Genomic DNA, 22,296 nt, shown 5'->3' with positions numbered 1-22,296 from the left:
TATACTAGACAAGCGCTTCTTGATAATCGAGATTTTCATCTAGATAAATAGCCCGAATATCCTCCGGCAAGTTTGATTCTAAACTTTGATATCCTTTTTGCAGCAAAGCCTTTACCTGAGCGGGGGAAATAGCTTCGCCTTCTGCTTGCAAATAAGCGGCAATTCGAGTTTCGCTCCAGCGGAAAGTCTGAGCCATTAACACGACTAAACGCGGCAGGGGCGCTAACAATTCTAAGGCTTGTTTGACGTAACACCAGAGGGGAGGCGGAGCCGATTGCAAAGAGTAGTGAATGGACTCAACAGGGGGCAATTCAGCTTGATTTATGCAGACGGCAGTGACATTAATCAGCCAGTTTTGGAGACTGAGATTTCCGCCATCAGACTCTTGGACTTCGCGGCGCAAATCGAGGCCTCGGAGTTCGTGATAGATGTGCAGCCAAGTGTGGGCAAATAGGTAATCTCCTTGTACGGGCGATCGCACGGAATGGCGAATCAGGGAGTGGACAATTTGAGCGTAGCGGCAAAAAATCGCCGTGAAGAAGCGACCCTGATCGGGATGGTTTTGAAACAGAGTCAATAATTCCTGGTCGCTGTGATGGAACAGGGATTTGACTACAGGATGGTTGAGTTCTGAAAAATTAGGTGTTTGCACAATTGTTCTGGAAAGGTTTGGAGAATAAATGCTGGTGCAACCCGATTCTACAACACGATATACATTTGATGCAAGTGCTGGAAAATTATGTTGATATTTAAGTTAATTAATTATATAATATCGCCAAATGTTTGTATTCCATGAAGAAGTCCACAAGCATGAACAACTTGAAACAAGTTAGCATCTATACTCGTGGTATAACTACGGCGAGCAGTGCTGGCGGATATGGGGCAATCTTGCTGTATGAAAATCATCGCAAGGAACTATCAGGGGGATTTCAGTTAACTACAAATAATCGTATGGATATTCTTGCTGCAATTGAAGGTCTGAAAGCACTCAAAACAAGATGTAAAGTGACGCTATACAATAACAACGGCTACCTTGTAGATGCTATTGCCAACAATTGGGCGCTGCGCTGGCAAGCTAATAACTGGAAAAATAGCGAACAGAAACCTACTGCTAACGTAGATTTGTGGGAGGAATTACTCCAATTATGTTCCCAACACGACGTTGAGTTTATTAGAATTAAGGAATGTGCGGGCAACCAAGAATATCAACGCTGCAATTATATTTCCAGACAAGCAGCCAATCAACAAAACTTACCAGCAGATGAAGGCTATCAACGGTGAACCCCGCTAGGAAAACCATATCCTCCGCCTCCGGGAGTTTCAATTACAAAGACATCCCCCGGCTGCATTTCCACAGTCGCCGTACTCCCCAATTCTTCAACTTTTCCATCAACCGTTTCAACATAATTCCGCCCAACTTTCCCCGCTGCACCCCCATTCAAACCGCAAGGAGAAATCACCCGCCTCCCCGATAAAATGCCCGCCGTCATCGCCTCCCGAAACTGCACCCGCCGCACAACTCCATTACCGCCGCGATGACATCCATTCCCCCCGCTATTAGCCCGAATTGCAAAATTTTCTAACAACACCGGAAAACGCCATTCTAATACTTCTGGGTCAGTTAAACGCGAATTAGTCATGTGAGTTTGAACCGCATCCGTACCATCAAAATCTGCACCAGCGCCCGAACCGCCGCAAATAGTTTCATAATATTGATAGCGCTGATTTCCAAAGGTAAAATTATTCATAGTTCCCTGAGAAGCCGCCATCACTCCCAAAGCACAATACAAAGCATCGGTAATATTCTGCGATGTTTCCACATTTCCGGCCACTACCGCCGCTGGATAGCGAGGATTCAGCATACAGCCTTCGGGATTGATAATTTCGAGAGGTTTCAAACAACCCGCATTTAGAGGAATATCGTCATCTACCAAGGTGCGGAAAACATACAAAACAGCCGCTTTGCACACGGCTGCGGGAGCATTAAAATTGTTGGATTGTTGAGCAGAAGTGCCAGTAAAATCTATTTTTGCACTGCGCGCATATTTGTCAATTGTAATCGCTACCTTAATTTGTCCGCCACTATCCATCGGATAAGTAAATTCGCCATCTTGCAAAACATCAATTACCCGCCGCACCGACTCCTCAGCATTGTCTTGTACGAAGCCCATATAAGCTTGCACAGTCTCTAATTCATAATGTTCTACCATCTTGAGAAGTTCTTCTGCGCCGCGCTTGTTAGCAGCAATTTGTGCTTGCAAATCGGCTAGATTTTGAGGGAAATTGCGGACAGGAAACTTACCAGATGTCAGAATTTCTAGTAATTTTTTTTCTCGAAACTGGCCCTCGCTTACTAACAGGAAATTGTCGAGCAATACACCTTCTTCAGTTACTGTTGTACTGTTAGGAGGCATGGAACCGGGAGTGATGCCGCCGATGTCGGCGTGGTGTCCCCGCGATGCCACATAAAACAAAGGAAGGGAGGAATCCCGATCGAATACTGGAGTAATAACGGTGATATCTGGTAAATGTGTGCCGCCGTTGTAGGGATTGTTAGAAACATAAACATCGCCCGGTTGAATCGCATTGCCTTGTGCTAAAATTAAAGCTTCAACGCTTTCGCTCATCGAACCCAAATGTACGGGAATGTGCGGCGCGTTGGCAACTAATTGCCCGTTTTTGTCGAAAATTGCACAGGAAAAGTCGAGACGTTCTTTGATGTTGACTGAAGAACTTGTGTTTTGCAATGTGACGCCCATTTGTTCCGCGATCGCCCGAAACAAATTATTAAAAATTTCCAGCAAAACCGGATCGGATTTAATCGCAGATAAACCCGAAGGAACGCGGATATTATCTGCGTCCATCTGCGTGCATCTGCGGTTCAAAATTAAATCATTATTTTCCGTGATTTCCCCTTCCCAGCCCGGTTCTATGATATTAGTTCCCGTAGCTTCAACAATCATAGCAGGGCCTTCTATGCAGTCGCCCGATCGCAAATCGTCTCTCTGATAAACAGGCGTTGCCCGCCACCCGCCAGCCACATACATTTGCACCGTTGAAATTGGTTGCACAGGCAAGATGCCCCTGCCACCAGAGGGGGAAATTGTGGATGCTTCCGGCACATCCATTCTTTCTACAACTTCCACCGAAACCGCTTCCACAATCAGCGGTTTTTCTGGCATAATAAAACTGTAACGCTGTCGGTGGGCTGCTTCAAATTCAGCCTGCATGACCTCAATATTGTCAGCAAAATTGACCGCCAAAACCGAGTCGCTTCCCTGATATTTTAAGCGCAACTTGCTAACAACTAAAACCTCTGACTCATTCTCTGTGTTCTCTGCGCCTCTGCGGTTCAATTCCCTCTTCCCCTCAGCCTCCAATTCGGTTAAAATATCATGCAAATCAGCTAATAATTCGGCATTTAATTGTTGCTCGATCGCCCTTTCGCGAATAGCCCGCACATCAGCCAAACCCATACCGTAAGCGGACAACACACCCGCATAAGGGTGAATAAATACCCGTTTCATCCCCAAAGCATCGGCGATCGCACAAGCGTGTTGGCCGCCCGCACCGCCGAAACAGCACAATGTATACTCCGAAACATCGTAACCGCGCTGAAGGGAGATTTTTTTGACAGCATTTGCCATCTTTTCCACAGCGATCGCCAAAAAACCCTCCGCCACCTCTTCGGCCGTCCTCTCGCCCCCAATTTCCCCCGCTAATTGCCCAAATTTTTGCTTTACTACGTCAGGGGCGATCGGCAAATCTCCATTCAATCCAAATACTTTCGGGAAAAAATCCGGTTGAATTTTCCCCAACATCACATTGCAATCAGTCACCGTCAAGGGGCCGCCTTTGCGATAGCAAGCAGGCCCAGGATTGGCCCCTGCAGACTCCGGCCCGACGCGGTAGCGAGCCCCGTCAAAAAAGACAATTGAACCGCCCCCGGCTGCTACAGTGTGAATTGCCATCACGGGCGATCGCAATCTCACCCCAGCAATTTCTGTCTCAAATTCGCGTTCGTATTCGCCGTTAAAATGGGCAACATCTGTGGAAGTTCCGCCCATATCAAAGGTAATAATTTTATCAAAACCTGCCTTTTTGCTCGTTTGAACTGCACCGACAATTCCCCCAGCAGGCCCGGATAAAATACTGTTTTTTCCTTGAAATTGTGCCGCGTCCACTAAGCCGCCGTTCGATTGCATAAACATTAATTTAGGGAATTGGGCATTGGGCATTGGGCATTGGGCATTGGGCATTAATAATCCCTCGTTCCCGGAATCTGCCTCGATTAACTGACTGGTTACTTGTTCGACATAACGCCGTAAAATCGGAGATAAATAAGCATCGACAACCGCAGTATCTCCCCGCGAAACTAATTTCATCAGCGGGCTAACTTCGTGAGATACTGAAATTTGAGTAAAGCCAATTTCTTTCGCTATTTTAGCAACTTGTTTTTCGTGTTCCGAGTAGCGGTAGCCGTGCATGAATACGATCGCACAACTGCGAATTCCCTCATCGTATGCTTGCTGCAGAGACGGGATAAAGTCGGGATTGACAGCAGTTAACTCCTCACCTTGAGCGCTGTAGCGTTCCGCAACTTCAATAACTCGATCGTACAGCATCTGGGGCAAGATAATGTGACGCGCGAAAATATTGGGGCGGTTTTGATAGCCAATTCTCAGCGCATCGCCGAAACCTTTAGTAATTAACAGAATTGTGCGATCGCCCTTTCGTTCCAGCAAAGCATTTGTCGCCACAGTGGTCCCCATTTTAATCGCTTCAATTTGTGCAGCGGGTATGGGAACATCTGCGGCAATTCCCAAAATGTCGCGAATTCCTTGAACTGCGGCGTCGGTGTAGCGTTCTGGGTTTTCCGATAGCAGCTTGTGAATGACTAACTTACCGTCGGGACTCTTGGCGACAATATCGGTAAAAGTGCCACCGCGATCGATCCAGAATTGCCAGCGAGTGCGATCGGGATAAGTAGGATTCATATCTCTTTTTTTTGTAATTTTTGCTTGATTAATTTACAATTATTCAACCAACTTCTGTTCGAGTCAATTCATAAAAGTCATAACTTCGGGTCATAAAATTCATAATTTCTGGTCGCTCAAACTAGCAGGCGCTCGATCATGTTAATTATAGATGTCGAATACCCTTGACTAACCCCTGACAAACACCAGCCAGAAAATCCAAATCCAAAGTCTCAATCCTATCGCTTTCTCGATGATAATGCGGATTTCGCATATTAGCAGTATCAGTCACCATAATAGCCGGATAACCATTATCCCAAAAAGGCACATGATCGCTGCGGCGAGTATCCGGCACAATTAAACCTCGATTTGGCACCGGCAGCCACTCGCAGGGCTGACCAGACTTGCGAATTTTCCCACTCAAATTAATCAAATCGGGAACCGTCCGCAAAGTGCCAATTAAAGCAATAAAATTGCCACTATTTGGATAAAAATATTTCAAGCCAGCGGGATAGCTTTGAGAATTAGGATTATGGTTGCAATAACCCAACATTTCCAAAGAAATCATTAACCGGATTGACTCTTGCTGTTGCTTGTATTTAGCTGCATGATGGCTGCTTCCCAAATAACCGTATTCTTCCATATCGAAGGCGACTAATTGCACAGGATATTTGAGCGGCGCAGATGCGATATCCCTTGCGAGTTCCAGCAAAACAGCAACACCAGTAGCATTATCATCGGCCCCAGGTGATCCGGGTGCAGTATCGTAATGAGCACCAATTACGATCGGCGGCAACCGCTTCTTAATCTGCTTTTCAAGATCCAGATTGTCTTGCTTCCCCCCCTTAGCAAGGGGTGGTTCTTGTTGCTTCTCCCCCTTAGCAACGGGTGATTCTTCTTGCTTCCCCCCCTTAGCAAGGGGGGGACTGAGGGGGGGTAAATCCAAAATCAAATTGTGATGAATTCGCCCGCGCACGGAAAAATCGTCAATTTTTACAGTTCCCCACTGTGCCAACTGTTCGCGGATGTATTGCTGAACATAAAAATGCCCTTCGGATGCGAGGTATGGGTTGCGATCGCGTACAATTTGAATCAGATGGCTGTGCAAGCGTTCTTTGAGATTCATGCGATCGGAGATACAATGAGTACACTAAGATTATATGGGATTGAATTATGATTGGAGAAGTCAGAATCGAAAATTATAAGTCGATTCAAAAGCTGAAGCTAGAATTAGGACAAGTAACTGTATTGATCGGTGAAAATGGCTGCGGCAAAAGTAATATCCTAGAGGCGATCGCCCTTGCTTCTGCTGCGGCTGATGACAAGCTGGATAACGAGTTTTTAGCTTCTCGGGGCATCAGAGTTACAGAACCCCAATTTATGCGATCGGCTTTTGAAAAGGAGAATTTGGATAAAGATATCAAAATTGAGTTAAGAGGGAATGAGGTACAACCATTCAGTTGTATTTTACAAAATGATAATTCTCCCTATTCTCAGTGGGTTAGTAAAAACTTTTTGAGTGACATTGAAACCTCTCTAAAAAATGCTGTTAAGATTGTTGTTAACAAATACGGTGGTGAAGAAAAACTCCGCTCTATTTTATTAGATGAAGAAACGCATTTTTCCAAACAAGAACTATCTAGATTGACAAAAGAGTTGCAATCATTTTTGCTGATAATTTTTCTCAATAATTTTATAATTTATTCTCCTGAAAACCAAGCCTTAAGAACTTTTGAAAAAGAAGGTCAAATTCAACCATTAGGCATTAATGGAGAAGGTTTGTTTAAACTTTTAAAATTTTTGAGTTCAGATAACCAGCAGCAGATTAATGAAATAAAAAAAAAGCTGCAACTGATAGATTGGTTTCAAGATTTTGAAGCTCCTCCAAATTTATCAAATATTCAAAGCTCTCTTCAAATCAAAGATAGATACTTAGATATAGATTTAACTTACTTTGACCAAAAAAGTTCTAATGAAGGGTTTTTATTTTTGCTTTTTTATTTCGCTTTATTTATTAGCGATATCACGCCTAAATTTTTTGCAATAGATAACATTGATGCTTCTCTCAACCCCAGATTGTGTCGCAGATTAATGCAAGAATTAGTCGAATTAGCAAAAAAACACGACAAACAAGTCATTTTTACAACCCACAACCCGGCAGTTTTGGACGGTTTAGATTTAGATGATGATGAACAGCGGCTGTTTGTGATCTACCGCAACCAATTAGGGCATACTAAAGCTAGACGCATTCTCAAACCTGAACCTCTCGAAGGACAGGAACCTGTAAAATTATCCGAGGCTTTTTTGAGGGGCTATATCGGAGGGCTTCCTAAGAATTTTTAATATGATTAGTTTTGGATTAATTACAGAGGGATTGACTGACCAGATTGTGATTGAAAATATTTTAGCAGGATATTTCAAGAATCCGGATCTAGATATTAGACCGCTTCAACCCGAAAGAGATAAAAAAGATGAAAACAAATTTAAAGGTTATGGTAGTTGGAGTCAAGTTTTTGCTTATTGCCATTTAAAAGATTTTCAAGAAGCGTTTCAATTTAATGACTATATAATTATCCAAATAGATACTGATGTTTCAGAAGAGCATGGTTATGATATCCCACAGCGAGATGAAAATGGCGAATTTACTCCTAAAGAGTTGATTAAAAAAGTTATCGAAAAGTTTAAAGAGGAAATAATTGGCGAATATTTCTACAGTCAATGTCAACAGCGAATCATTTGGGCTATATCAGTACACTCTATTGAGTGTTGGTTGCTGCCACTGTATTATAAAGACAACAAAAAGTCTAAATTTAAAAAGTGTTTAGAAACCTTAAATAAGGAGCTTGTAAAGAAACATGATTTTACAATTGACGCCAAAAAGCCTGAATATTATCGGGACATTTCCAAACAATATCGCAAGCATAAGGATTTGATGGCTTGTTACCAACACAATCCCAGTTTGACAAGTTTTGTAGTAGATATTGAAAGCAAGAAAATTGTTATTCCTTTAGAAGACGAGTGGAAAAGTTTAGGCAATTTTGCCTAAACTTTTCCACCTGCTACACTTCTGATTCCAATTCGCTAACCCGCAACTGCACGGGTAATTCTACAGAATTCAACTCAGACGACTCTAACAATCCTGTTGCTTCAACTTCTGCACTCGCTTCACCGTGCCGCACTTTTCGCAACTTTTCACCCAAAGTATCCCGCTGATTAATCAAATAAATACTCACCAAAGTCAGCCCCACTCCCATCGATTGTAGCGGATTGAGCACTTCGCCCAAGAACAAATTGCCGAACAGCAAAGCAAATACAGGCGTAAGAAAGGTAAGAGAACTTAAACTTGTGAGACTGCCACTCGAAGCAAAATAAAAGAATAAACCGTAGGCGATCGCACTTCCGAACACAGTAGAATAACCTAACGCCATCCAGCCGGAAAAATCGATATTCACAAACTGCTCAGACTCAGTTGCAGCCGAAATTGCCAACAGCGGCAAACCGCCCAAAATCATGTGCCAACCAGTCGCCACCACCGGGTCAACATAACGGCAAACCCAGCGCACCAAAACCGTACCGACAGCCATCGACAAAGCAGCCAACAGCATCAACCATTCTCCACCCTGAAACAACTGTTCGATACCCGCAGAAACCTGCGCGTTTTCAGGATGAAAAAGCCCCCAAATCCAGCCATCGGGCAACCCGATCAAACTGATGCCCGCAACGCCAATAACTAATCCCAACCAGCCCCAAAAACCAATTTTTTCTTGAAACAGCCACAAACATAAAATCGCCACAGCTAGCGGCTGAGAGTCAATCATCACCGAACCCAAACCCGCACCGGTTCTCGCCAAACCTTCGGCTAAAAAGCCTTGAAACAAAGTAGCGTCAACCAAAGCAAACAGCGAAATCCACAGCCAAGCTTTCCAACCCTGCGGCTGCGGTTTTCCCATGAATGCCGCCGCCAGCAGCACCAACACGCCCGCAGGTACTAAACGCACGAATGCCACAAACAGCGGCGTTGTGTGCGGCATCACGCCCTTCATGGCTACCATCGCGGTTCCCCACAGGAAAAACGGCGCAATTAGCAACAGCGGGGCAAAAGGCAGTTTTGAATCGGTAAGCTTTAGCTGCATGGCGGAGACTCCAAATAATTGATGAGATTGATTCTCGTGGGGATGATGTAGTTTTGTTAAGCAATTTTTACAATTATATATTGGTGTTGAGTTAAATGCGATCGCACAAATCTCGGCCATTATGAACAGGCAAGATGCCTGTTCCGCAAAATCAAGGTGGAACAGGCATCTTGCCTGTTGCGAACACAGGCACAACATCTACCCCGATGAATAAGGCACACTATAAGAGTTAGCTACAAAAATCCGTAACATTGCCTGTACACTGCCCATGATTTGGCCATTCAAGCCCCGCTACCGCAAACAAATAGCCCGTATCGAAATCACCGGAGCCATTGCCGGAGAAACCCGTAAACGAGTCCTAGAAGCTCTCAAAACCGTTGAAGAACGCAAATTTCCCGCCTTGCTGCTGCGGATAGACAGCCCCGGCGGCACAGTCGGCGATTCCCAGGAAATTTACAGCGCGCTCAAGCGTTTGCGCGAAAAAGTCAAAATTGTCGCCAGTTTCGGCAATATTTCAGCTTCTGGCGGAGTTTACATCGGCATGGGAGCCGAGCATATCGTTGCTAATCCCGGTACAATTACTGGCAGCATTGGCGTGATTATCCGGGGCAACAATCTAGAACGGCTGTTAGAAAAAGTAGGCGTTTCTTTTCAGGTGATTAAATCGGGGCCGTATAAAGATATCTTGGCATTCGATCGAGAATTGACCGATCCGGAACAGCAAATTCTGCAAGACTTGATCGACACCAGCTACCAGCAATTCGTGGAAACGGTTGCCGAAGCCAGGAACTTGGCTGTTGAAAAAGTCAAAAGTTTTGCCGACGGTCGCGTTTTTACCGGTCAGCAAGCCTTAGAATTGGGTTTGGTCGATCGACTGGGAACAGAAGAGGACGCTCGCCGCCTTGCAGCCGAACTCGCAGGCCTCGACCCGGAAAAAACCGAGTCTTGCACGCTAGAAAAACAAAAACCTTTCCTAAATCGCGTCTTGGGGAGTAGTCTGGATATATCCGGGCTTTCAGCTTACAATAATGTGCTGGAATTCGAGCTTTCTACTAGCGGTTTGCCGCTGTGGATGTATCGGCCGTGATTAAATAAATTAGTCATTAGTCAGGAGTCAGTAGTCATTAGTTACCCGCTGGATGATTGGACGATTTAAATGTGTTGACCTCAAACTCCAATGTGGCGCTTCGCCCGTCATAAGTGCTTCGCGCTGGCTTCGCCTACGAGTTCGAGGTCAAACTACAAAAACGAAGTCCACTCAAGCGCGGACTAAGAAATAAAGTGGGTATTTAAACCTAATTGAGTATGACTGATGGCTAATAACTAATGACTAATGACTAATAACAAAAATATGGAGGAAATTTCCGTGGAGTGGCAAGTGCGGGGTATTCGTGGGGCAACTACTGCTAGCGAGAATTCGGTGGCAGCAATTCGAGAAGCGGTGAGAGAATTGTTAGATGAATTAGAAGCAAAAAATGATATTAATCCAGAATTAATTATTAGTGCTACGTTTTCTGCTACTCGCGATTTAGATGCTGTGTTTCCGGCCGCGATCGCCCGCGAACGTCCTCACTGGTGTAATGTTCCTTTGTTGGACGTACAGCAAATGCACGTTGAGGGTGCTTTGGAACGCTGCATTCGGTTTTTAATTCACGTCAACTGGCCGGCACATACTGAAATTTATCATCCTTATTTGCGGGGAGCTCAAAATTTGCGCCCCGATAGGAATTTAGCGGTGGCGGTGTCTGGGGAAAAATAATAGATTCACTTTGGGCTTGATTTAAAAGTTAACTCACCATTACAGGTGGGTTGATTTTTTACAGGACTTGATACAGTACAAAACCTGCCTTGGGAATATATCGTTAAAAGTTTTTATTATAAAAAAACCCGGTTTCTTTGAGAAGCCGGGTTTTTTGTCAATCAGACGCTTTCTTGTGATGCAGCCTAATCCCTAAAAAGATGTCATATATAAAATTCCAAAAGTCCTTTTTCCCTTCCAATATTCCCAAACTTTGAGGGGAACCTTTCTCATCCAACAGTGGCTTGACAGCCTCATAAGCAGGCTTGTAATTGTACCAAGGAATGGAAGGCCACAAGTGATGAATCAGATGATAATTCTGCCCCAAAATCAAGATATTTAGAATAGGACTAGGATATACTCTGGCATTTTTCCAACGATCGCGATCGTGAAACGGACGGTGCGGCAAATAATCAAAAAATAACCCCAATGCCAATCCCACCACCATAGCGGGAGAAAACCAAAAATTCAGCACGTAACCTAAATGGTCGTACTGAATCGAGATATACACGATCGCGATCACAAACAAACGGCTGAGAAACCATTCCAATAATTCGTATTTCCGCCACAGCTTGCGCTTAAAAAAGAAAATCTCGTGGTAAAAAAACCTCGCAGCAATCAACCACAAAGGCCCGCCGGTAGAAACATAATGGTCTGGATCGTTATCTGGGTCATTAACGTGGGCGTGATGCTGCATATGTACCCGCGTAAACACCGGGAAAGCAAAACCCAACATCAGCGCGCTACCGTGTCCCAAAATAGCATTGATTGTGCGATCGCGATGGGCTGCATTATGAGACGCATCGTGAATCACAGTTCCAGCCATGTGCAAAGCCAACACGTTCAGCGTAAAACAGCACCACTGCGGCCATCCCCAACACCAGAAACCCAAGTTAGAAATCACGATAATCACTACTGCACTCAAAAATAGCAGCAGTGTCGGATTGAAGTCACCGGGAGGACTCAGAAACTCTTTCGGCACTGTCAGCGGCCGTCCTGCCTCCGACATCTTTGTTAAGACTCCTTAATATTTCACACTTGCGTAGTATAAGATACAAGCCTGACAATAGTAAAGTTTTATGAAAGAACAGAGTTCGATCGCCAGACACTAGCGTCTGCACAAACAGCAAAGTATTGCTGTTGTACAAGGATACCAGTCCTAAATTAACCAAAAGATCTCAGCAGAAGAAACAAAATCAATGGGTATGTCTGTATCTATGTCAAGCCTGAGATCGGAAAAATTTGCAAAAAAGGGCGATCCCCAAGAAAAAATTACCGATCGGTAAAAAGTCAGATATTCTATATATTGTTCAATACCTGCTTTTTTTTTGACGACTATCAAAATTTTTAAGACTTGAGACTAGCGTCATTGCTTGTAGTGCAAAGATGAAACGTTAGCCGAAATTTAAACAAGAAATCCACCTGCCTCCCCAGAACACCGCTGATGCAATTGCCAAAAGCCCTACGCCGGACTAAAATCGTCGCCACCATTGGCCCAGCAACTTCGGACCCACAAGTGCTGCGTCAGCTCATAGAAGCCGGTGCCACAACTTTGCGACTCAACTTTTCCCACGGAACAGAAGAAGACCACCAGCGCAGCATTCGCTTAATCCGGCAAACATCCTTTGAACTCAACCAGCCGGTCGCCATTCTCCAAGACCTCCAAGGCCCGAAAATTCGTTTAGGGCGCTTTGAGACAGGCTCTATAGTTGTCAAAAACGGCGATCCTTTCATTCTCACCAGCCGCCAGGTTCCCGGCACCGAGCTCATTTCTTCCGTCACCTACGACCCCCTAGCAGACGAAGTTCCAGAGGGAGCAGTAATTCTGCTTGACGACGGGAAAGTGGAAATGCTGGTGGAAAAAGTAGACCGCGCGGCGCGGGAATTGTACTGCCGCGTCGTCGTGGGCGGGCCACTTTCCAACAACAAAGGTGTGAATTTTCCGGGAGTTTACCTGTCAATTAAAGCGCTGACTGATAAAGACCGCAAAGATTTAATGTTCGGCCTCGACCAAGGTGTCGATTGGGTAGCCCTGAGCTTTGTGCGGAATCCCCAAGATGTGCTCGAAATTAAAGAGTTGATTGCCAGTGCGGGCAAGCAAGTACCGGTGATTGCCAAGATAGAAAAGCACGAGGCGATCGAACAAATGGAGGAAATTCTCACCCTTTGCAACGGCGTGATGGTCGCCCGTGGGGATTTGGGAGTGGAACTACCCGCCGAAGACGTGCCGATTTTGCAAAAGCGACTGATTGCTACCTCCAACCGCCTCGGTATTCCGGTAATTACCGCTACCCAGATGCTCGACAGCATGGTCAACAATCCCCGTCCCACCCGCGCCGAGATTTCCGACGTGGCCAACGCGATTCTGGACGGAACTGATGCAGTGATGCTCTCGAATGAAACTGCTGTCGGCAAGTTTCCCGTCGAAGCGGTGGCGACGATGGCGAGAATTGCGGTGCGGATGGAGAGGGAAGGAATTAAGCGGAATATTAGGAATGTAGAAGATATTGGTCGATCGATCCCCAACGGTATCAGCCAAGCAGTCAGCCAAATCTCCGAACAATTGAACGCCGCTGCCATCATGACGCTGACCAAAACCGGCGCCACAGCCCGAAATGTCTCGAAGTTCCGACCGAAAACTCCGATTTTGGCAGTTACTCCTCACGTAGACGTAGCCCGACAACTGCAATTAGTATGGGGAGTAAAACCCTTGCTGGTGCTGGATTTGCCCTCCACCGGCCAGACATTTCACTCTGCCATGACAGTCGCCCAGGAAAAAGAGTTAGTGTGCGACGGAGATTTAGTGGTGATGACCGCCGGTACTCTGCAAGGGGTTGCCGGATCGACGGATTTGATCAAAGTTGAAGTAGTGACAGCAGTTTTAGGCAAAGGCACCGGTGTCGGTTTGGGATCGGTGAGTGGCATGGCCAGGGTTGCTCGCACTGCTGCGGATGTAGGCAATTTCCACCCTGGAGAAATTTTGGTAGTGGAACACACCAGCGTCGCTTTTGTGGAGATGATTCGGAAAGCAGCAGGTGTGGTGACGGAGGAGGACAGTTTGACTTCTCACGCCGCGATTATCGGTTTGCGCTTGGGCGTCCCGGTGATGGTGGGCGTAAAGAATGCCACGCGCGTAATTCGGGACGGAACTATGCTGACGCTTGATATGCAGCGCGGCTTGGTTTATTCCGGGGCCAGAGGGGGATCAACTGACGCGGAAGTGACCGTTTAACTGTCGGTGAGCTAGGAGTTGTGGAGTTTTGAATTAAATTCTACAACTCGTTGCTTTTTTCGGTTAGGTTGTGCTATAATTCAAAATTGTCTGTGCCGATGTAGCTCAGGGGTAGAGTATTCGATTCGTAATCGAACGGTCGTGGGTTCAAATCCCACCATCGGCTTAGGGTTTGAGCGATTTTTGTCTATGACTGGTCTATGATTGTTGCAAATCTGTAGCAAAACGCAGTTTAACTGCTCAAAAATGCTCTCGGCTACTTTGCCGAGAGCATTTTTATTTGCCCTCAATCCTTGTGTGGTGGATATGGTGAATTTTTAAAATCAACAGTTCAACCTGAGTTCGTGAAAATGGCGCTCGTCATGAACCGAGTTAATCACCTGGTAGTAACAAGTTCGAGCCACAAAATGTGTGAATGGCGATCGCGTGCATCAGCCAATCATCGCGCAAAAATAGTAAAATTGCGATCGAAGCACCACACTCTGTTGAACATTCAGCAGCCCATGCAAAAAGCATCTGAGATGAGAGTAGAAAACTTAGATTATCTCGGCTTAGTAGCAGGTCTAATTGAGCGCCTAGGAATCTCCCTAAAAATCGGTAGTCCTGCATAGTCAGTATAATTAGGGGTTTTATTTTATAGATAAACTGGCGTTATACTCATGAATAAAATACCAAAGATATCCAATGTGATTGGAGAGTGTTTTAGAGAATTAAAGAGTTTTTTTGACCCGACGAGATATTCTTTGTCTCAGGGTATTATTAAATTTTTCTAGAGAGTTTGTCAGACCCCTATCCTTTCTTACTAATCTGTGTCTTTTTTGAGGAAAAAGTATCCCATAAGCACGCCAAAAGTCTGTAGAACTTACAGCACATTGACGATATACTGCGAGCAATGCTGTGTGCTTACGGGAAGCTTTTTTAGATTGGTATTAGTTCCGATCGCACAATTTCCACTGCAAAAACGCGAGCAAACTCAGCGACAAGGATCGATCGCACTCGATCGACCTCAATTCCCGGGATAAACTGCTCTAAACTTCCAACAGGTCGATCGGGAATCCCGCAAGGTACAATTTGCCCAAAACCTGCGAGATCCGGACAAACATTTAAGGCAAAACCGTGCATCGTAATCCAGCGGCTGACTTTAATGCCGATCGCACCTACCTTGCACCCATCCACCCAAACCCCAGTCATACCGGGAACCCGCGAACCCTTCAACCCGCAAACTTCCAGCACCCCCAGCAGCACTTCCTCCAACTGCCGCAAATACCAGTGCAAATCTTGCTGGTGACGGCGCAAATTTAAAATCGGATAGCCCACCAATTGGCCCGGACAGTGGTAAGTTACCTCGCCGCCCCGCTCAACTCGGTGCAGTTCCGCCCCAGTTTGACTTGGGTCAAATTTCAGAAATTCCAAATTTGCTCCCATTCCCAAAGTGTAAACCGGCGGATGTTCCAGCAAAATCAGGACATCGGGCAAATCTGGATTTACCCGGCGTTCTTGCACGAGTTTTTGCTGGACTTCCCAAGCTTGGGAGTAGGGCACTTGTCCCCAATCGAGGAGCAAGCAGGGTTGTGCATTTAACTGTTGAGGGATGAGAGGAGAAATCATGAAAAAAATCAAGAGTGTATTTACGGAATATTGGCGCAGCTTAAATCAAGAATTGTCAACATATAATAAAAGATTTGGAAGATAAGTGTTTTCCAGAATACATAGTGCTACTGTGTAAAATATACCCACGTTACAGAAGGGAGGGAGCTCTATGAAGCTTGTTATCCAGGGTAAGAATATAGAAATCACCGATGCGATTCGCGAGTACGTCAATCAAAAGGTTGAAAAGGCAGTTAGCCATTTTCAAACTTTGACTACAGAAGTGGACATACATCTATCGGTGGCTCGTAACCCCAGGATCAATCCTAAGCAGACTGCTGAGGTGACAATTTATGCTAACGGTAGCGTGATTCGGGCTGAAGAAAGCACGGAAAGCCTTTATGCTAGCATCGATTTGGTTGCCGACAAGATAGCTCGTCAACTGCGGAAATTTAAGGAAAAACGCCACGACAACAAGACCCAAAGTAGTGCCAAAACGGTTACGGTAGTTGATGAACATCCTGTAGTAGCGGATCTGATTGGCGATCGAACTCCCGAACTTCCTGCTGAGGTTGTGCGGACTAAGTATTTTGCCATGCCTCCAATGACTGTGCAAGAAGCTTTGGAACAATTGCAGATTATCGATCACGATTTCTATATGTTCCGTAATGTGGAAACAGGCGAAATTAACGTACTCTACGAACGAAAGACTCACGGCGGCTATGGAGTTATCCAACCGCGCCACAGCAACGGTAACGGTAATAGCAAAAATGGCAAAACTGCCGAAAGCGCTACATCTGAAAAATCGAGTGTTGCGAAAAGCTAGATAATTGCTGAGTGCTAATTGTTAATGGCTGCAAGCCGTTAGCAAAAAAGGACTAAAGTCCTTACTACGAACCACGAGTTTTTAGTAAGGACGTTAGTCCTTTCTTGTTTTTTAGAGAATCACGACTGAGGTGTTCACTACAAACAAGTGGTAAAATCTGTCTTTACCAGCTAGCTGTATCTCGCGACTAAATCTTTCGCTGCTTGTCGGTGTTTTTCTACCAAACTCGGCGGGGAAAGCACTTGGGGGCTATCCATATATCTTTGCACCCACAGACTGAATTTGTTCAGGGAGCGATGGGGCAAATCTATCTGATAATTAACATACAGCAGCTTGCCAAAACTGTCCCTCGGCCCTTCCTTAATTTTTTGTCGCGGGTGTCGGCGCTCTCCCTCTAGACTCCTTGCGCTGTCTGGGGTGTAGAATGGAGGTGAAACTAATTGAATGGAATGTATGCGGAAGTTAGTTTTCTCAGATACAGAAATGTTTTATCGTGAGCTAAAGACAGCCTTGGAGCAAAGTGAGCAAGTTGAAGTTATTACAGACTACGATCGATATTCAGACCTTCCTGAGAAGTTAAAAACCATTTTTGAGTTACACAAGAACAAATCGGGAGAGTGGGTAAATATAGCTACAGGCGCATTCATCCCTTATTCTGCTGGGGTTACTGCGCTTAACTACTCTGCCCTCTATATTTTTGCTTATGCAGCAGGTGCAGGTGCTCTTGGATTCATAGTTGGTGGTCCTGTTGGAGCAGCATTTGGCGCTGGTATCGGAGCCTTATTTGGAACTGTTGCTGTTGCGACATCAAGCGGAAGGCATCATGTAGATATAGAAATTGAGGCGAATGGTAAACTCCGGCTTAAGATTAGCCCAATCGATTGAACAACGCGACACTTCCCACTCGCTGGGGAAACTAATTGAATGGAAAGTTTGTTAACTCTGGGGTCAAGTTTGATAATCTGTGTTGGTGCTCCCCACTCGCTGGGGAAACTAATTGAATGGAAACTGACCTGCATCGGCGCAAGGGTCGCACCAAATTTGCTGGCCCAACTCCCCACTCGCTGGCGAAACTAATTGAAGGGAAACTTAAAAAAGCAGCCAAGGTTTCCATCTTAACTGCTTTCAATTTTCCCATTCACTAGAAAAATACATGACTTACACACTCATACTAAAGAAACCGGGTTTTTTACCTAATATGTGGGTTCCCAGCAAGGATTTTCGTAAAAAAACCCGGTTTCTGACTTCCCCTGCATCCTGGACTAAACTAATTGAACAGACACTCCCTACAAAAGCAAATCCAACAGCGATATAAACCCTGTCAATATATACTTTTTTTTACTTTTGCTACAAACATTAACCTAACTCCTGGCCGGGCACGGCAATGCCGTTTCCCTACGGATGAGAACCTCTAATTTCTATGTATCAATATTTTTCACAATTAGTATAATATTTTCTCCTGTCAATCAAGCATCCCAGTCTCAGTCCAATATTCTTCAATAGACTTGAGCTAAAAAAGGGCGATTTATCAAACCCTGTAAACAATAGATTGCGATTTCCGCGCCCATATCGAAGAAACCGGGTTTTTTAGCTAATCTGCTAGATACAGCAAATCATTTTCGTAAAAAAACCCGGTTTCTGGCCACCCGCGCGCCATCTAACTTTTGATGGTTTCTAAAGTTTTGAGTGCTTCTGCAACGTGTGCTTTGAAGTCTAACATGGAGTCAAAAATATGCTTGACAACGCCTTCTTTGTCAATGACATAAGTTACTCTACCGGGCATAATCCACAGGGTAGCTGGAACTCCGTACAATTGTCGCACTTTGTTGCCAGTATCGCTCAGCAGTGTAAAGGGTAGCTGATATTTGGTGGCAAATTGCTGGTGTGATTGTTGCGTATCTTCGCTAATTCCTATGACTTCTGCACCTGCGTCTTTGAAGACTTCGTAACTATCTCGAAAAGCGCAAGCTTGGGTGGTGCATCCGGGTGTGTCGTCTTTGGGGTAAAAGTAGACTATGACGTTTTTTTTACCTTTAAAATCTTTGAGGCTGACTGATGTGCCAGTTTGAGATGGTAAGGTAAAATCGGGTGCGGTGTCTCCTACTTTGACGGTCATGTTTTTTTAACTTAGTAGATCTGTTTGCTGGAAATTTTAACTTTTGTTATTGTACAGTTTTTTTGAGCAATAGTTCGCAGTTGCGATCGCCCGATTCGGTATCATCTCATTTTGGCTTTCTCGCACTCCTAAAAAAAACCGTTTTTACCAAATCTCGATGCAGCCGACGATTCGCAGTTACGGAGATTAATTGAAGAGGCTTTTTTGAACCGCACATCCACGGGGATTAACGCAGATTCTTATTAACAAAAAGAGTGGCGGCGCTGAAGCGTTACTACAAAGTTATTTGTTATCGGCCTTTAGTTAAATTTTTTAATTCCCGCCAGATGGGAGGAATTTGACCGGAGTGTGTGCGGGGCTGGGTGAGGATTCCTTGAGTGGGACTGAACAGCAATGATAGCACAAATAACCCCGATGCAACTAAAACTATTGCGGGCCCGGATGGTAAGTTATAAAAGTAGCTGAGATACATTCCGCTAATGCTGGAAATAACTCCGATTATTGCGCCTAAAATCATGACTTGGTGCAGGCGAGTGACTAGGAGATAGGCGGTACTTGCGGGTGTAATTAATAGGGACAAGACTAGCACTACGCCAACGGCTTTGAGGCTGGCAACTATTGTGAGGGCGATGAGTACCATCAGTCCGAAGTTGAGCAGGTTTACTGGCAAACCTGTTGCTTGCGCTCCTAATGGATCGAATGTGTAAAATAGCAGTTCTTTGTAAAAGAATACTACAACTAATAAGACTACGGCGACTATGACGGCTGTGTCGATCGCATCTTGGGGGGTAACGCCGAGGATGTTGCCGAAAAGAAAGTGGTTGAGGTCGATTTTGTTGTCTTTTTGGACGATCGTAATTAGGGTGATGCCGAGGGCGAAGAATGCCGAAAATACGATGCCCATTGCGGCGTCTTCTTTGATTGTCGATCGAGCTTTGATCCAAGCTATGATTACTGTACTCAAAACTCCGGCAATGAAAGCACCGAGAAAGATGTTTGCTCCGAGGATAAATGCGATCGCCAATCCGGGCAAAACCGAGTGGCTGATGGCGTCTCCGAGCAAAGCCAGCCGCTGTACCATTAGGTAGCTGCCGACGATCGCGCAGACGATGCCGACGAGAATGGCAATTAGGAGCGATCGCTGCATGAATCCGTACTGCAACGGCTCAATTAAGGTTTGTAGCATAAAACGATAAAATAACAGCTAATTAATGACTAACAACCAAAGCAACCCGGTTTTATCCGAGATTTATCGTTGCCAAACCCAATATTATCAAAGAAACCGGGATCGAGAGCGTAACTCCTACATTAATGACTGCTGGCTAATTAAGCTGCTTGTCCGGCAAAGAACATTACTTGTCCGCCGTAGGCGCGGTAAAGGTTTTCTTTTGTTAGCACTTCTTGGCGGGAACCAGCGGCAATCAATTCTGTATTTAACAAAATTAAATCGTCAAAATTGGTGATTGATTCGCCTAAGTCGTGGTTGACTACTAAGACAATTTTTCCGGCATTTGCTAGCTCGTGGAAGATGTCAAAAATGATATTTTGAGTTTTTTGGTCAACGCCGACAAACGGCTCATCAAAGCAGAAAATAGCAGCTTCTTGGGCTAAGGCTCTAGCTAGAAATACTCGCTGTTGTTGTCCGCCGGAAAGTTGTCCGATCGGTCTGTCTTTGTAAGCACTCATGCCTACTCTTTCTAAGGCATCGGCAGCGGTGCGGCGGCTAGCTGCCGAGAAGCGGCGAAACCATCCGGCTTTTCTGACTCTTCCCATCATGACGACATCCCAAACGGTGGCGGGATAGTTCCAGTCAATTTGCGATCGCTGGGGTACGTAGGCTACTGTTTCTAGTCGATCGGCGATCGCTTCTTCGCCCCAGGTAACAGTGCCGCGATCTGCGGGAATTAAGCCCAACATTGCTTTAATTAGCGTGCTTTTGCCGGCACCGTTGGGGCCAATAATACCCGTCAGCCTTCCCGGTTTCACGGAAAGATTGATATCTCTGAGTGCCTCTACCGTGCGGTAGTTTACTGCTAAGTGCTTAACAGCGATAATTTCAGTGTCCGTAGCGCTGTCTTTGAGGTGGCAAACCATTTTAGACCAAGGATTCTCGTTGGGCAAGGCGGCGGTATTCATGGGGGTGACTATATCTCCTTTGTATTCAGTTTACTGTAAAAATGAAAAGAATATGAAATCATCGGTAAATAGGAATAATCTGGAACGCAGGAGAGGTAGATAATGCGACAGTGCAAGCTAGAAACCCCTCAAACCATAGGTTTGGCGGCGAAAATCTCAAGTCGGTTAAAACTGATATCTTCCACCCTTCTCAATTATCGCGATCGGGAGGGGCTATTGGCCCACCCCACCAGAATATTGAATGATTGTGAAACAGGCATCTTGCCTGTGGTGGAGAAGAGTGCAAAATGTGAATTAAAACCGACGGAAATTGTGAAGCAATCCCATAAAGGGGAGTTTCGCGGTGAGTCGGGGATTGAAACCGCCGCCCCTGGATTGGACAAGTCCAAGGTATTTTTGATTAGAACTATTGCCTGTGGCATTTTGACTGTGGGTTTATTTAGTTGCGCTCAAACCCAGACCAATCGCCTCTCTCCAGAGGCAGATGCTAAACCCCAGGTAGTTGCTACCAGCACAATTATTGAGGATTTGACCGATCGAGTAGCGGGCGGCGAAGTTCAGCTAACAGGAATTTTGCAGCCGGGAACCGATCCTCACGTTTACGAACCGGTGCCAAAAGATTCTCAAGCTTTAGAAGAAGCTAACTTAATTTTGTATAACGGTTACAATTTGGAACCGGGATTAATTAGGATGATGAATGCCGCCGGAATTAAGGCGCGGAAATTAGCAGTGGGGGAAGTTGTCAAGCCTTTGCTACTGAATAAACAAGGCAATACCGTACCCGATCCGCACGTTTGGGGAAATGTGGAAAATGTAGTTCAAATGGTGGAAGCGATTCGGGATGCACTAATCGACCTGTCGCCGGAAGATCGGGAGAAGTTTACGCAGAATGCTGTGAAACTTACTGAAGAGTTAAAACGTTTGGATAGTTGGATCGAACAAGAGATTAAAACAATCCCCGAAAATCAGCGCAAATTAGTCACAAGTCACGATGCTTTTCAATATTACAGCCGCGCCTACGGATTGGGAGATGCTAACAGTTTGATCGGGATTAGTACCGAGGAACAGCCGAGCGCTCAAACCGTGCAAAAGTTAGTAGAATCGGTGAAAGCTGCGCGAGTGCCTGCTATTTTTGCGGAGACTACAATTAACCCGCAACTGATTAGAACAGTGGCGGAGGAAGCGGGCGTGAAATTGGCGGCGCAGCAACTTTATTCGGATTCGATCGGACCGACCGGAAGCGAGGCAGATTCTTATGTGAAAATGATGTCGGCTAATACTCGCGCCATCGTCGAAGCTTTGGGGGGGAAATACACGCCGTTTGAAGTTACGAAGTAGCAAGTAGGGTGCGTCAGAAGAGTTTTATTTTCTGTGCGGATAGGGTGAAAGCTAACTGATAGCCGTTTCAAACAAGAATGCAACTGTAGGTAAACTCCCAACCCTGATAGTCATGCTTGATTCCCAATCTAAAATCTAAAATCTAAAAGCTAAA

Annotated in this window: 20 protein-coding genes, 1 tRNA gene and 1 pseudogene; 12 read left to right on the top strand and 10 right to left on the bottom strand. The window is 45.3% G+C overall.

Annotation, left to right across the window (positions count from 1 at the left end):
- Positions 1-4: 4 nt before the first annotated feature.
- Positions 5-652 carry a sigma-70 family RNA polymerase sigma factor gene (locus tag QUB33_RS04960; RefSeq protein WP_333348058.1) on the bottom strand — a complete coding sequence of 216 codons (648 nt, stop codon included), beginning with the start codon at positions 650-652 and terminating at the stop codon, positions 5-7.
- 158 nt (positions 653-810) lie between these two features.
- Here QUB33_RS04960 and QUB33_RS04955 point away from each other — a divergent pair, with 158 nt between their 5' ends.
- On the top strand, positions 811-1,281 hold the full coding sequence (locus QUB33_RS04955) for an RNase H family protein (protein ID WP_333348055.1): 471 nt from the start codon (positions 811-813) through the stop codon (positions 1,279-1,281).
- On the opposite strand, the gene QUB33_RS04950 is transcribed toward QUB33_RS04955, so the two are convergent.
- Positions 1,272-4,997, bottom strand: a complete 3,726-nt coding sequence (locus QUB33_RS04950) for a hydantoinase B/oxoprolinase family protein (RefSeq protein WP_333348052.1) — start codon at positions 4,995-4,997, stop codon at positions 1,272-1,274. The two genes, QUB33_RS04955 and QUB33_RS04950, sit on opposite strands and share 10 nt — an antisense overlap.
- Before the next feature lie 145 nt (positions 4,998-5,142).
- A complete protein-coding gene (locus QUB33_RS04945) occupies positions 5,143-6,102 on the bottom strand; it encodes a M28 family peptidase (protein WP_333348050.1) in 960 nt (319 codons plus the stop codon).
- Positions 6,103-6,149: 47 nt separating this feature from the next.
- On the opposite strand from QUB33_RS04945, the gene QUB33_RS04940 reads away from it, so the two are divergent.
- Together QUB33_RS04940 and QUB33_RS04935 are read left to right on the top strand one after the other, a co-directional pair.
- Complete coding sequence (locus QUB33_RS04940) at positions 6,150-7,319, top strand: AAA family ATPase (RefSeq protein ID WP_333348046.1); 1,170 nt, start codon at positions 6,150-6,152, stop codon at positions 7,317-7,319.
- A 1-nt stretch (position 7,320) separates the two neighbouring features.
- Positions 7,321-8,022, top strand: coding sequence for a phage tail protein (locus QUB33_RS04935; protein ID WP_333348043.1), 702 nt, complete (start codon positions 7,321-7,323; stop codon positions 8,020-8,022).
- A 13-nt stretch (positions 8,023-8,035) separates the two neighbouring features.
- Here the strand turns inward: QUB33_RS04935 and QUB33_RS04930 are convergent, their stop codons facing one another.
- Positions 8,036-9,109, bottom strand: a complete 1,074-nt coding sequence (locus QUB33_RS04930; protein ID WP_333348040.1) for a DMT family transporter — start codon at positions 9,107-9,109, stop codon at positions 8,036-8,038.
- 268 nt (positions 9,110-9,377) lie between these two features.
- On the opposite strand from QUB33_RS04930, the gene sppA reads away from it, so the two are divergent.
- Positions 9,378-10,196: a signal peptide peptidase SppA gene (sppA, locus tag QUB33_RS04925; RefSeq protein ID WP_333348037.1), complete on the top strand. Its 819-nt coding sequence runs from the start codon at positions 9,378-9,380 to the stop codon at positions 10,194-10,196.
- Between the two features lie 246 nt (positions 10,197-10,442).
- Positions 10,443-10,868: a chorismate mutase gene (gene aroH, locus QUB33_RS04920; RefSeq protein WP_445299504.1), complete on the top strand. Its 426-nt coding sequence runs from the start codon at positions 10,443-10,445 to the stop codon at positions 10,866-10,868.
- A 157-nt stretch (positions 10,869-11,025) separates the two neighbouring features.
- Here aroH and crtR read toward each other — a convergent pair whose 3' ends face one another.
- On the bottom strand, positions 11,026-11,916 hold the full coding sequence (crtR, locus tag QUB33_RS04915; protein ID WP_333348033.1) for a beta-carotene hydroxylase: 891 nt from the start codon (positions 11,914-11,916) through the stop codon (positions 11,026-11,028).
- Positions 11,917-12,351: 435 nt separating this feature from the next.
- On the opposite strand from crtR, the gene pyk reads away from it, so the two are divergent.
- The 3 genes from pyk (at position 12,352) to QUB33_RS04900 (ending at position 14,750) form a co-directional block, all read left to right on the top strand.
- A complete protein-coding gene (gene pyk / locus QUB33_RS04910; RefSeq protein WP_190663311.1) occupies positions 12,352-14,139 on the top strand; it encodes a pyruvate kinase in 1,788 nt (595 codons plus the stop codon).
- 94 nt (positions 14,140-14,233) lie between these two features.
- Positions 14,234-14,305 (top strand) — tRNA-Thr (locus QUB33_RS04905).
- Positions 14,306-14,489: 184 nt separating this feature from the next.
- Positions 14,490-14,750: a hypothetical protein gene (locus QUB33_RS04900; protein ID WP_333348029.1), complete on the top strand. Its 261-nt coding sequence runs from the start codon at positions 14,490-14,492 to the stop codon at positions 14,748-14,750.
- An 18-nt stretch (positions 14,751-14,768) separates the two neighbouring features.
- Here the strand turns inward: QUB33_RS04900 and QUB33_RS04895 are convergent.
- Positions 14,769-15,035: pseudogene (locus QUB33_RS04895) on the bottom strand (IS1 family transposase); the annotation flags it as partial.
- 22 nt (positions 15,036-15,057) lie between these two features.
- Positions 15,058-15,747, bottom strand: a complete 690-nt coding sequence (gene lipB, locus QUB33_RS04890; RefSeq protein ID WP_333348026.1) for a lipoyl(octanoyl) transferase LipB — start codon at positions 15,745-15,747, stop codon at positions 15,058-15,060.
- A 151-nt stretch (positions 15,748-15,898) separates the two neighbouring features.
- Here lipB and hpf point away from each other — a divergent pair, with 151 nt between their 5' ends.
- The 3 genes from hpf (at position 15,899) to QUB33_RS04875 (ending at position 17,697) form a co-directional block, all read left to right on the top strand.
- The gene (hpf, locus tag QUB33_RS04885; protein ID WP_333348024.1) at positions 15,899-16,552 is read left to right on the top strand and encodes a ribosome hibernation-promoting factor, HPF/YfiA family; all 654 of its coding nucleotides are present in this window, start codon (positions 15,899-15,901) and stop codon (positions 16,550-16,552) included.
- Positions 16,553-17,005: 453 nt separating this feature from the next.
- Positions 17,006-17,437 carry a hypothetical protein gene (locus QUB33_RS04880; RefSeq protein WP_333348021.1) on the top strand — a complete coding sequence of 144 codons (432 nt, stop codon included), beginning with the start codon at positions 17,006-17,008 and terminating at the stop codon, positions 17,435-17,437.
- A 116-nt stretch (positions 17,438-17,553) separates the two neighbouring features.
- Positions 17,554-17,697, top strand: coding sequence for a hypothetical protein (locus QUB33_RS04875; RefSeq protein ID WP_333348018.1), 144 nt, complete (start codon positions 17,554-17,556; stop codon positions 17,695-17,697).
- A gap of 512 nt (positions 17,698-18,209) precedes the next feature.
- Here the strand turns inward: QUB33_RS04875 and QUB33_RS04870 are convergent.
- From QUB33_RS04870 to QUB33_RS04860, 3 genes are all read right to left on the bottom strand, one after another.
- Positions 18,210-18,668, bottom strand: coding sequence for a peroxiredoxin (locus QUB33_RS04870; protein ID WP_333208814.1), 459 nt, complete (start codon positions 18,666-18,668; stop codon positions 18,210-18,212).
- Positions 18,669-18,957: 289 nt separating this feature from the next.
- Entirely contained in the window at positions 18,958-19,854 is an 897-nt protein-coding gene (locus tag QUB33_RS04865; RefSeq protein ID WP_333348015.1) for a metal ABC transporter permease, read from the bottom strand.
- Positions 19,855-19,994: 140 nt separating this feature from the next.
- Complete coding sequence (locus tag QUB33_RS04860; RefSeq protein WP_333210889.1) at positions 19,995-20,804, bottom strand: metal ABC transporter ATP-binding protein; 810 nt, start codon at positions 20,802-20,804, stop codon at positions 19,995-19,997.
- Between the two features lie 102 nt (positions 20,805-20,906).
- Here QUB33_RS04860 and QUB33_RS04855 point away from each other — a divergent pair, with 102 nt between their 5' ends.
- Positions 20,907-22,142, top strand: coding sequence for a metal ABC transporter substrate-binding protein (locus QUB33_RS04855; RefSeq protein ID WP_445299503.1), 1,236 nt, complete (start codon positions 20,907-20,909; stop codon positions 22,140-22,142).
- Positions 22,143-22,296 lie beyond the last annotated feature (154 nt).

It is taken from the genome of Microcoleus sp. B3-A4 (assembly GCF_036705385.1).
Classification (GTDB): Bacteria; Cyanobacteriota; Cyanobacteriia; order Cyanobacteriales; family Microcoleaceae; genus Microcoleus.
This window is presented reverse-complemented; position numbering and strand designations above follow the sequence as displayed.

What these genes read in the sequence shown, in the direction of transcription:
- QUB33_RS04955 (WP_333348055.1), top strand. Translation starts at nt 811, where the DNA reads ATGAACAACTTGAAACAAGTTAGCATCTATACTCGTGGTATAACTACG.
- QUB33_RS04950 (WP_333348052.1), bottom strand. Translation starts at nt 4,997, where the DNA reads ATGAATCCTACTTATCCCGATCGCACTCGCTGGCAATTCTGGATCGAT.
- QUB33_RS04945 (WP_333348050.1), bottom strand. Translation starts at nt 6,102, where the DNA reads ATGAATCTCAAAGAACGCTTGCACAGCCATCTGATTCAAATTGTACGC.
- QUB33_RS04940 (WP_333348046.1), top strand. Translation starts at nt 6,150, where the DNA reads ATGATTGGAGAAGTCAGAATCGAAAATTATAAGTCGATTCAAAAGCTG.
- QUB33_RS04935 (WP_333348043.1), top strand. Translation starts at nt 7,321, where the DNA reads ATGATTAGTTTTGGATTAATTACAGAGGGATTGACTGACCAGATTGTG.
- QUB33_RS04930 (WP_333348040.1), bottom strand. Translation starts at nt 9,109, where the DNA reads ATGCAGCTAAAGCTTACCGATTCAAAACTGCCTTTTGCCCCGCTGTTG.
- sppA (WP_333348037.1), top strand. Translation starts at nt 9,378, where the DNA reads ATGATTTGGCCATTCAAGCCCCGCTACCGCAAACAAATAGCCCGTATC.
- aroH (WP_445299504.1), top strand. Translation starts at nt 10,443, where the DNA reads ATGACTAATAACAAAAATATGGAGGAAATTTCCGTGGAGTGGCAAGTG.
- crtR (WP_333348033.1), bottom strand. Translation starts at nt 11,916, where the DNA reads ATGTCGGAGGCAGGACGGCCGCTGACAGTGCCGAAAGAGTTTCTGAGT.
- pyk (WP_190663311.1), top strand. Translation starts at nt 12,352, where the DNA reads ATGCAATTGCCAAAAGCCCTACGCCGGACTAAAATCGTCGCCACCATT.
- QUB33_RS04900 (WP_333348029.1), top strand. Translation starts at nt 14,490, where the DNA reads ATGGCGCTCGTCATGAACCGAGTTAATCACCTGGTAGTAACAAGTTCG.
- lipB (WP_333348026.1), bottom strand. Translation starts at nt 15,747, where the DNA reads ATGATTTCTCCTCTCATCCCTCAACAGTTAAATGCACAACCCTGCTTG.
- hpf (WP_333348024.1), top strand. Translation starts at nt 15,899, where the DNA reads ATGAAGCTTGTTATCCAGGGTAAGAATATAGAAATCACCGATGCGATT.
- QUB33_RS04880 (WP_333348021.1), top strand. Translation starts at nt 17,006, where the DNA reads ATGCGGAAGTTAGTTTTCTCAGATACAGAAATGTTTTATCGTGAGCTA.
- QUB33_RS04875 (WP_333348018.1), top strand. Translation starts at nt 17,554, where the DNA reads ATGGAAACTGACCTGCATCGGCGCAAGGGTCGCACCAAATTTGCTGGC.
- QUB33_RS04870 (WP_333208814.1), bottom strand. Translation starts at nt 18,668, where the DNA reads ATGACCGTCAAAGTAGGAGACACCGCACCCGATTTTACCTTACCATCT.
- QUB33_RS04865 (WP_333348015.1), bottom strand. Translation starts at nt 19,854, where the DNA reads ATGCTACAAACCTTAATTGAGCCGTTGCAGTACGGATTCATGCAGCGA.
- QUB33_RS04860 (WP_333210889.1), bottom strand. Translation starts at nt 20,804, where the DNA reads ATGAATACCGCCGCCTTGCCCAACGAGAATCCTTGGTCTAAAATGGTT.
- QUB33_RS04855 (WP_445299503.1), top strand. Translation starts at nt 20,907, where the DNA reads ATGCGACAGTGCAAGCTAGAAACCCCTCAAACCATAGGTTTGGCGGCG.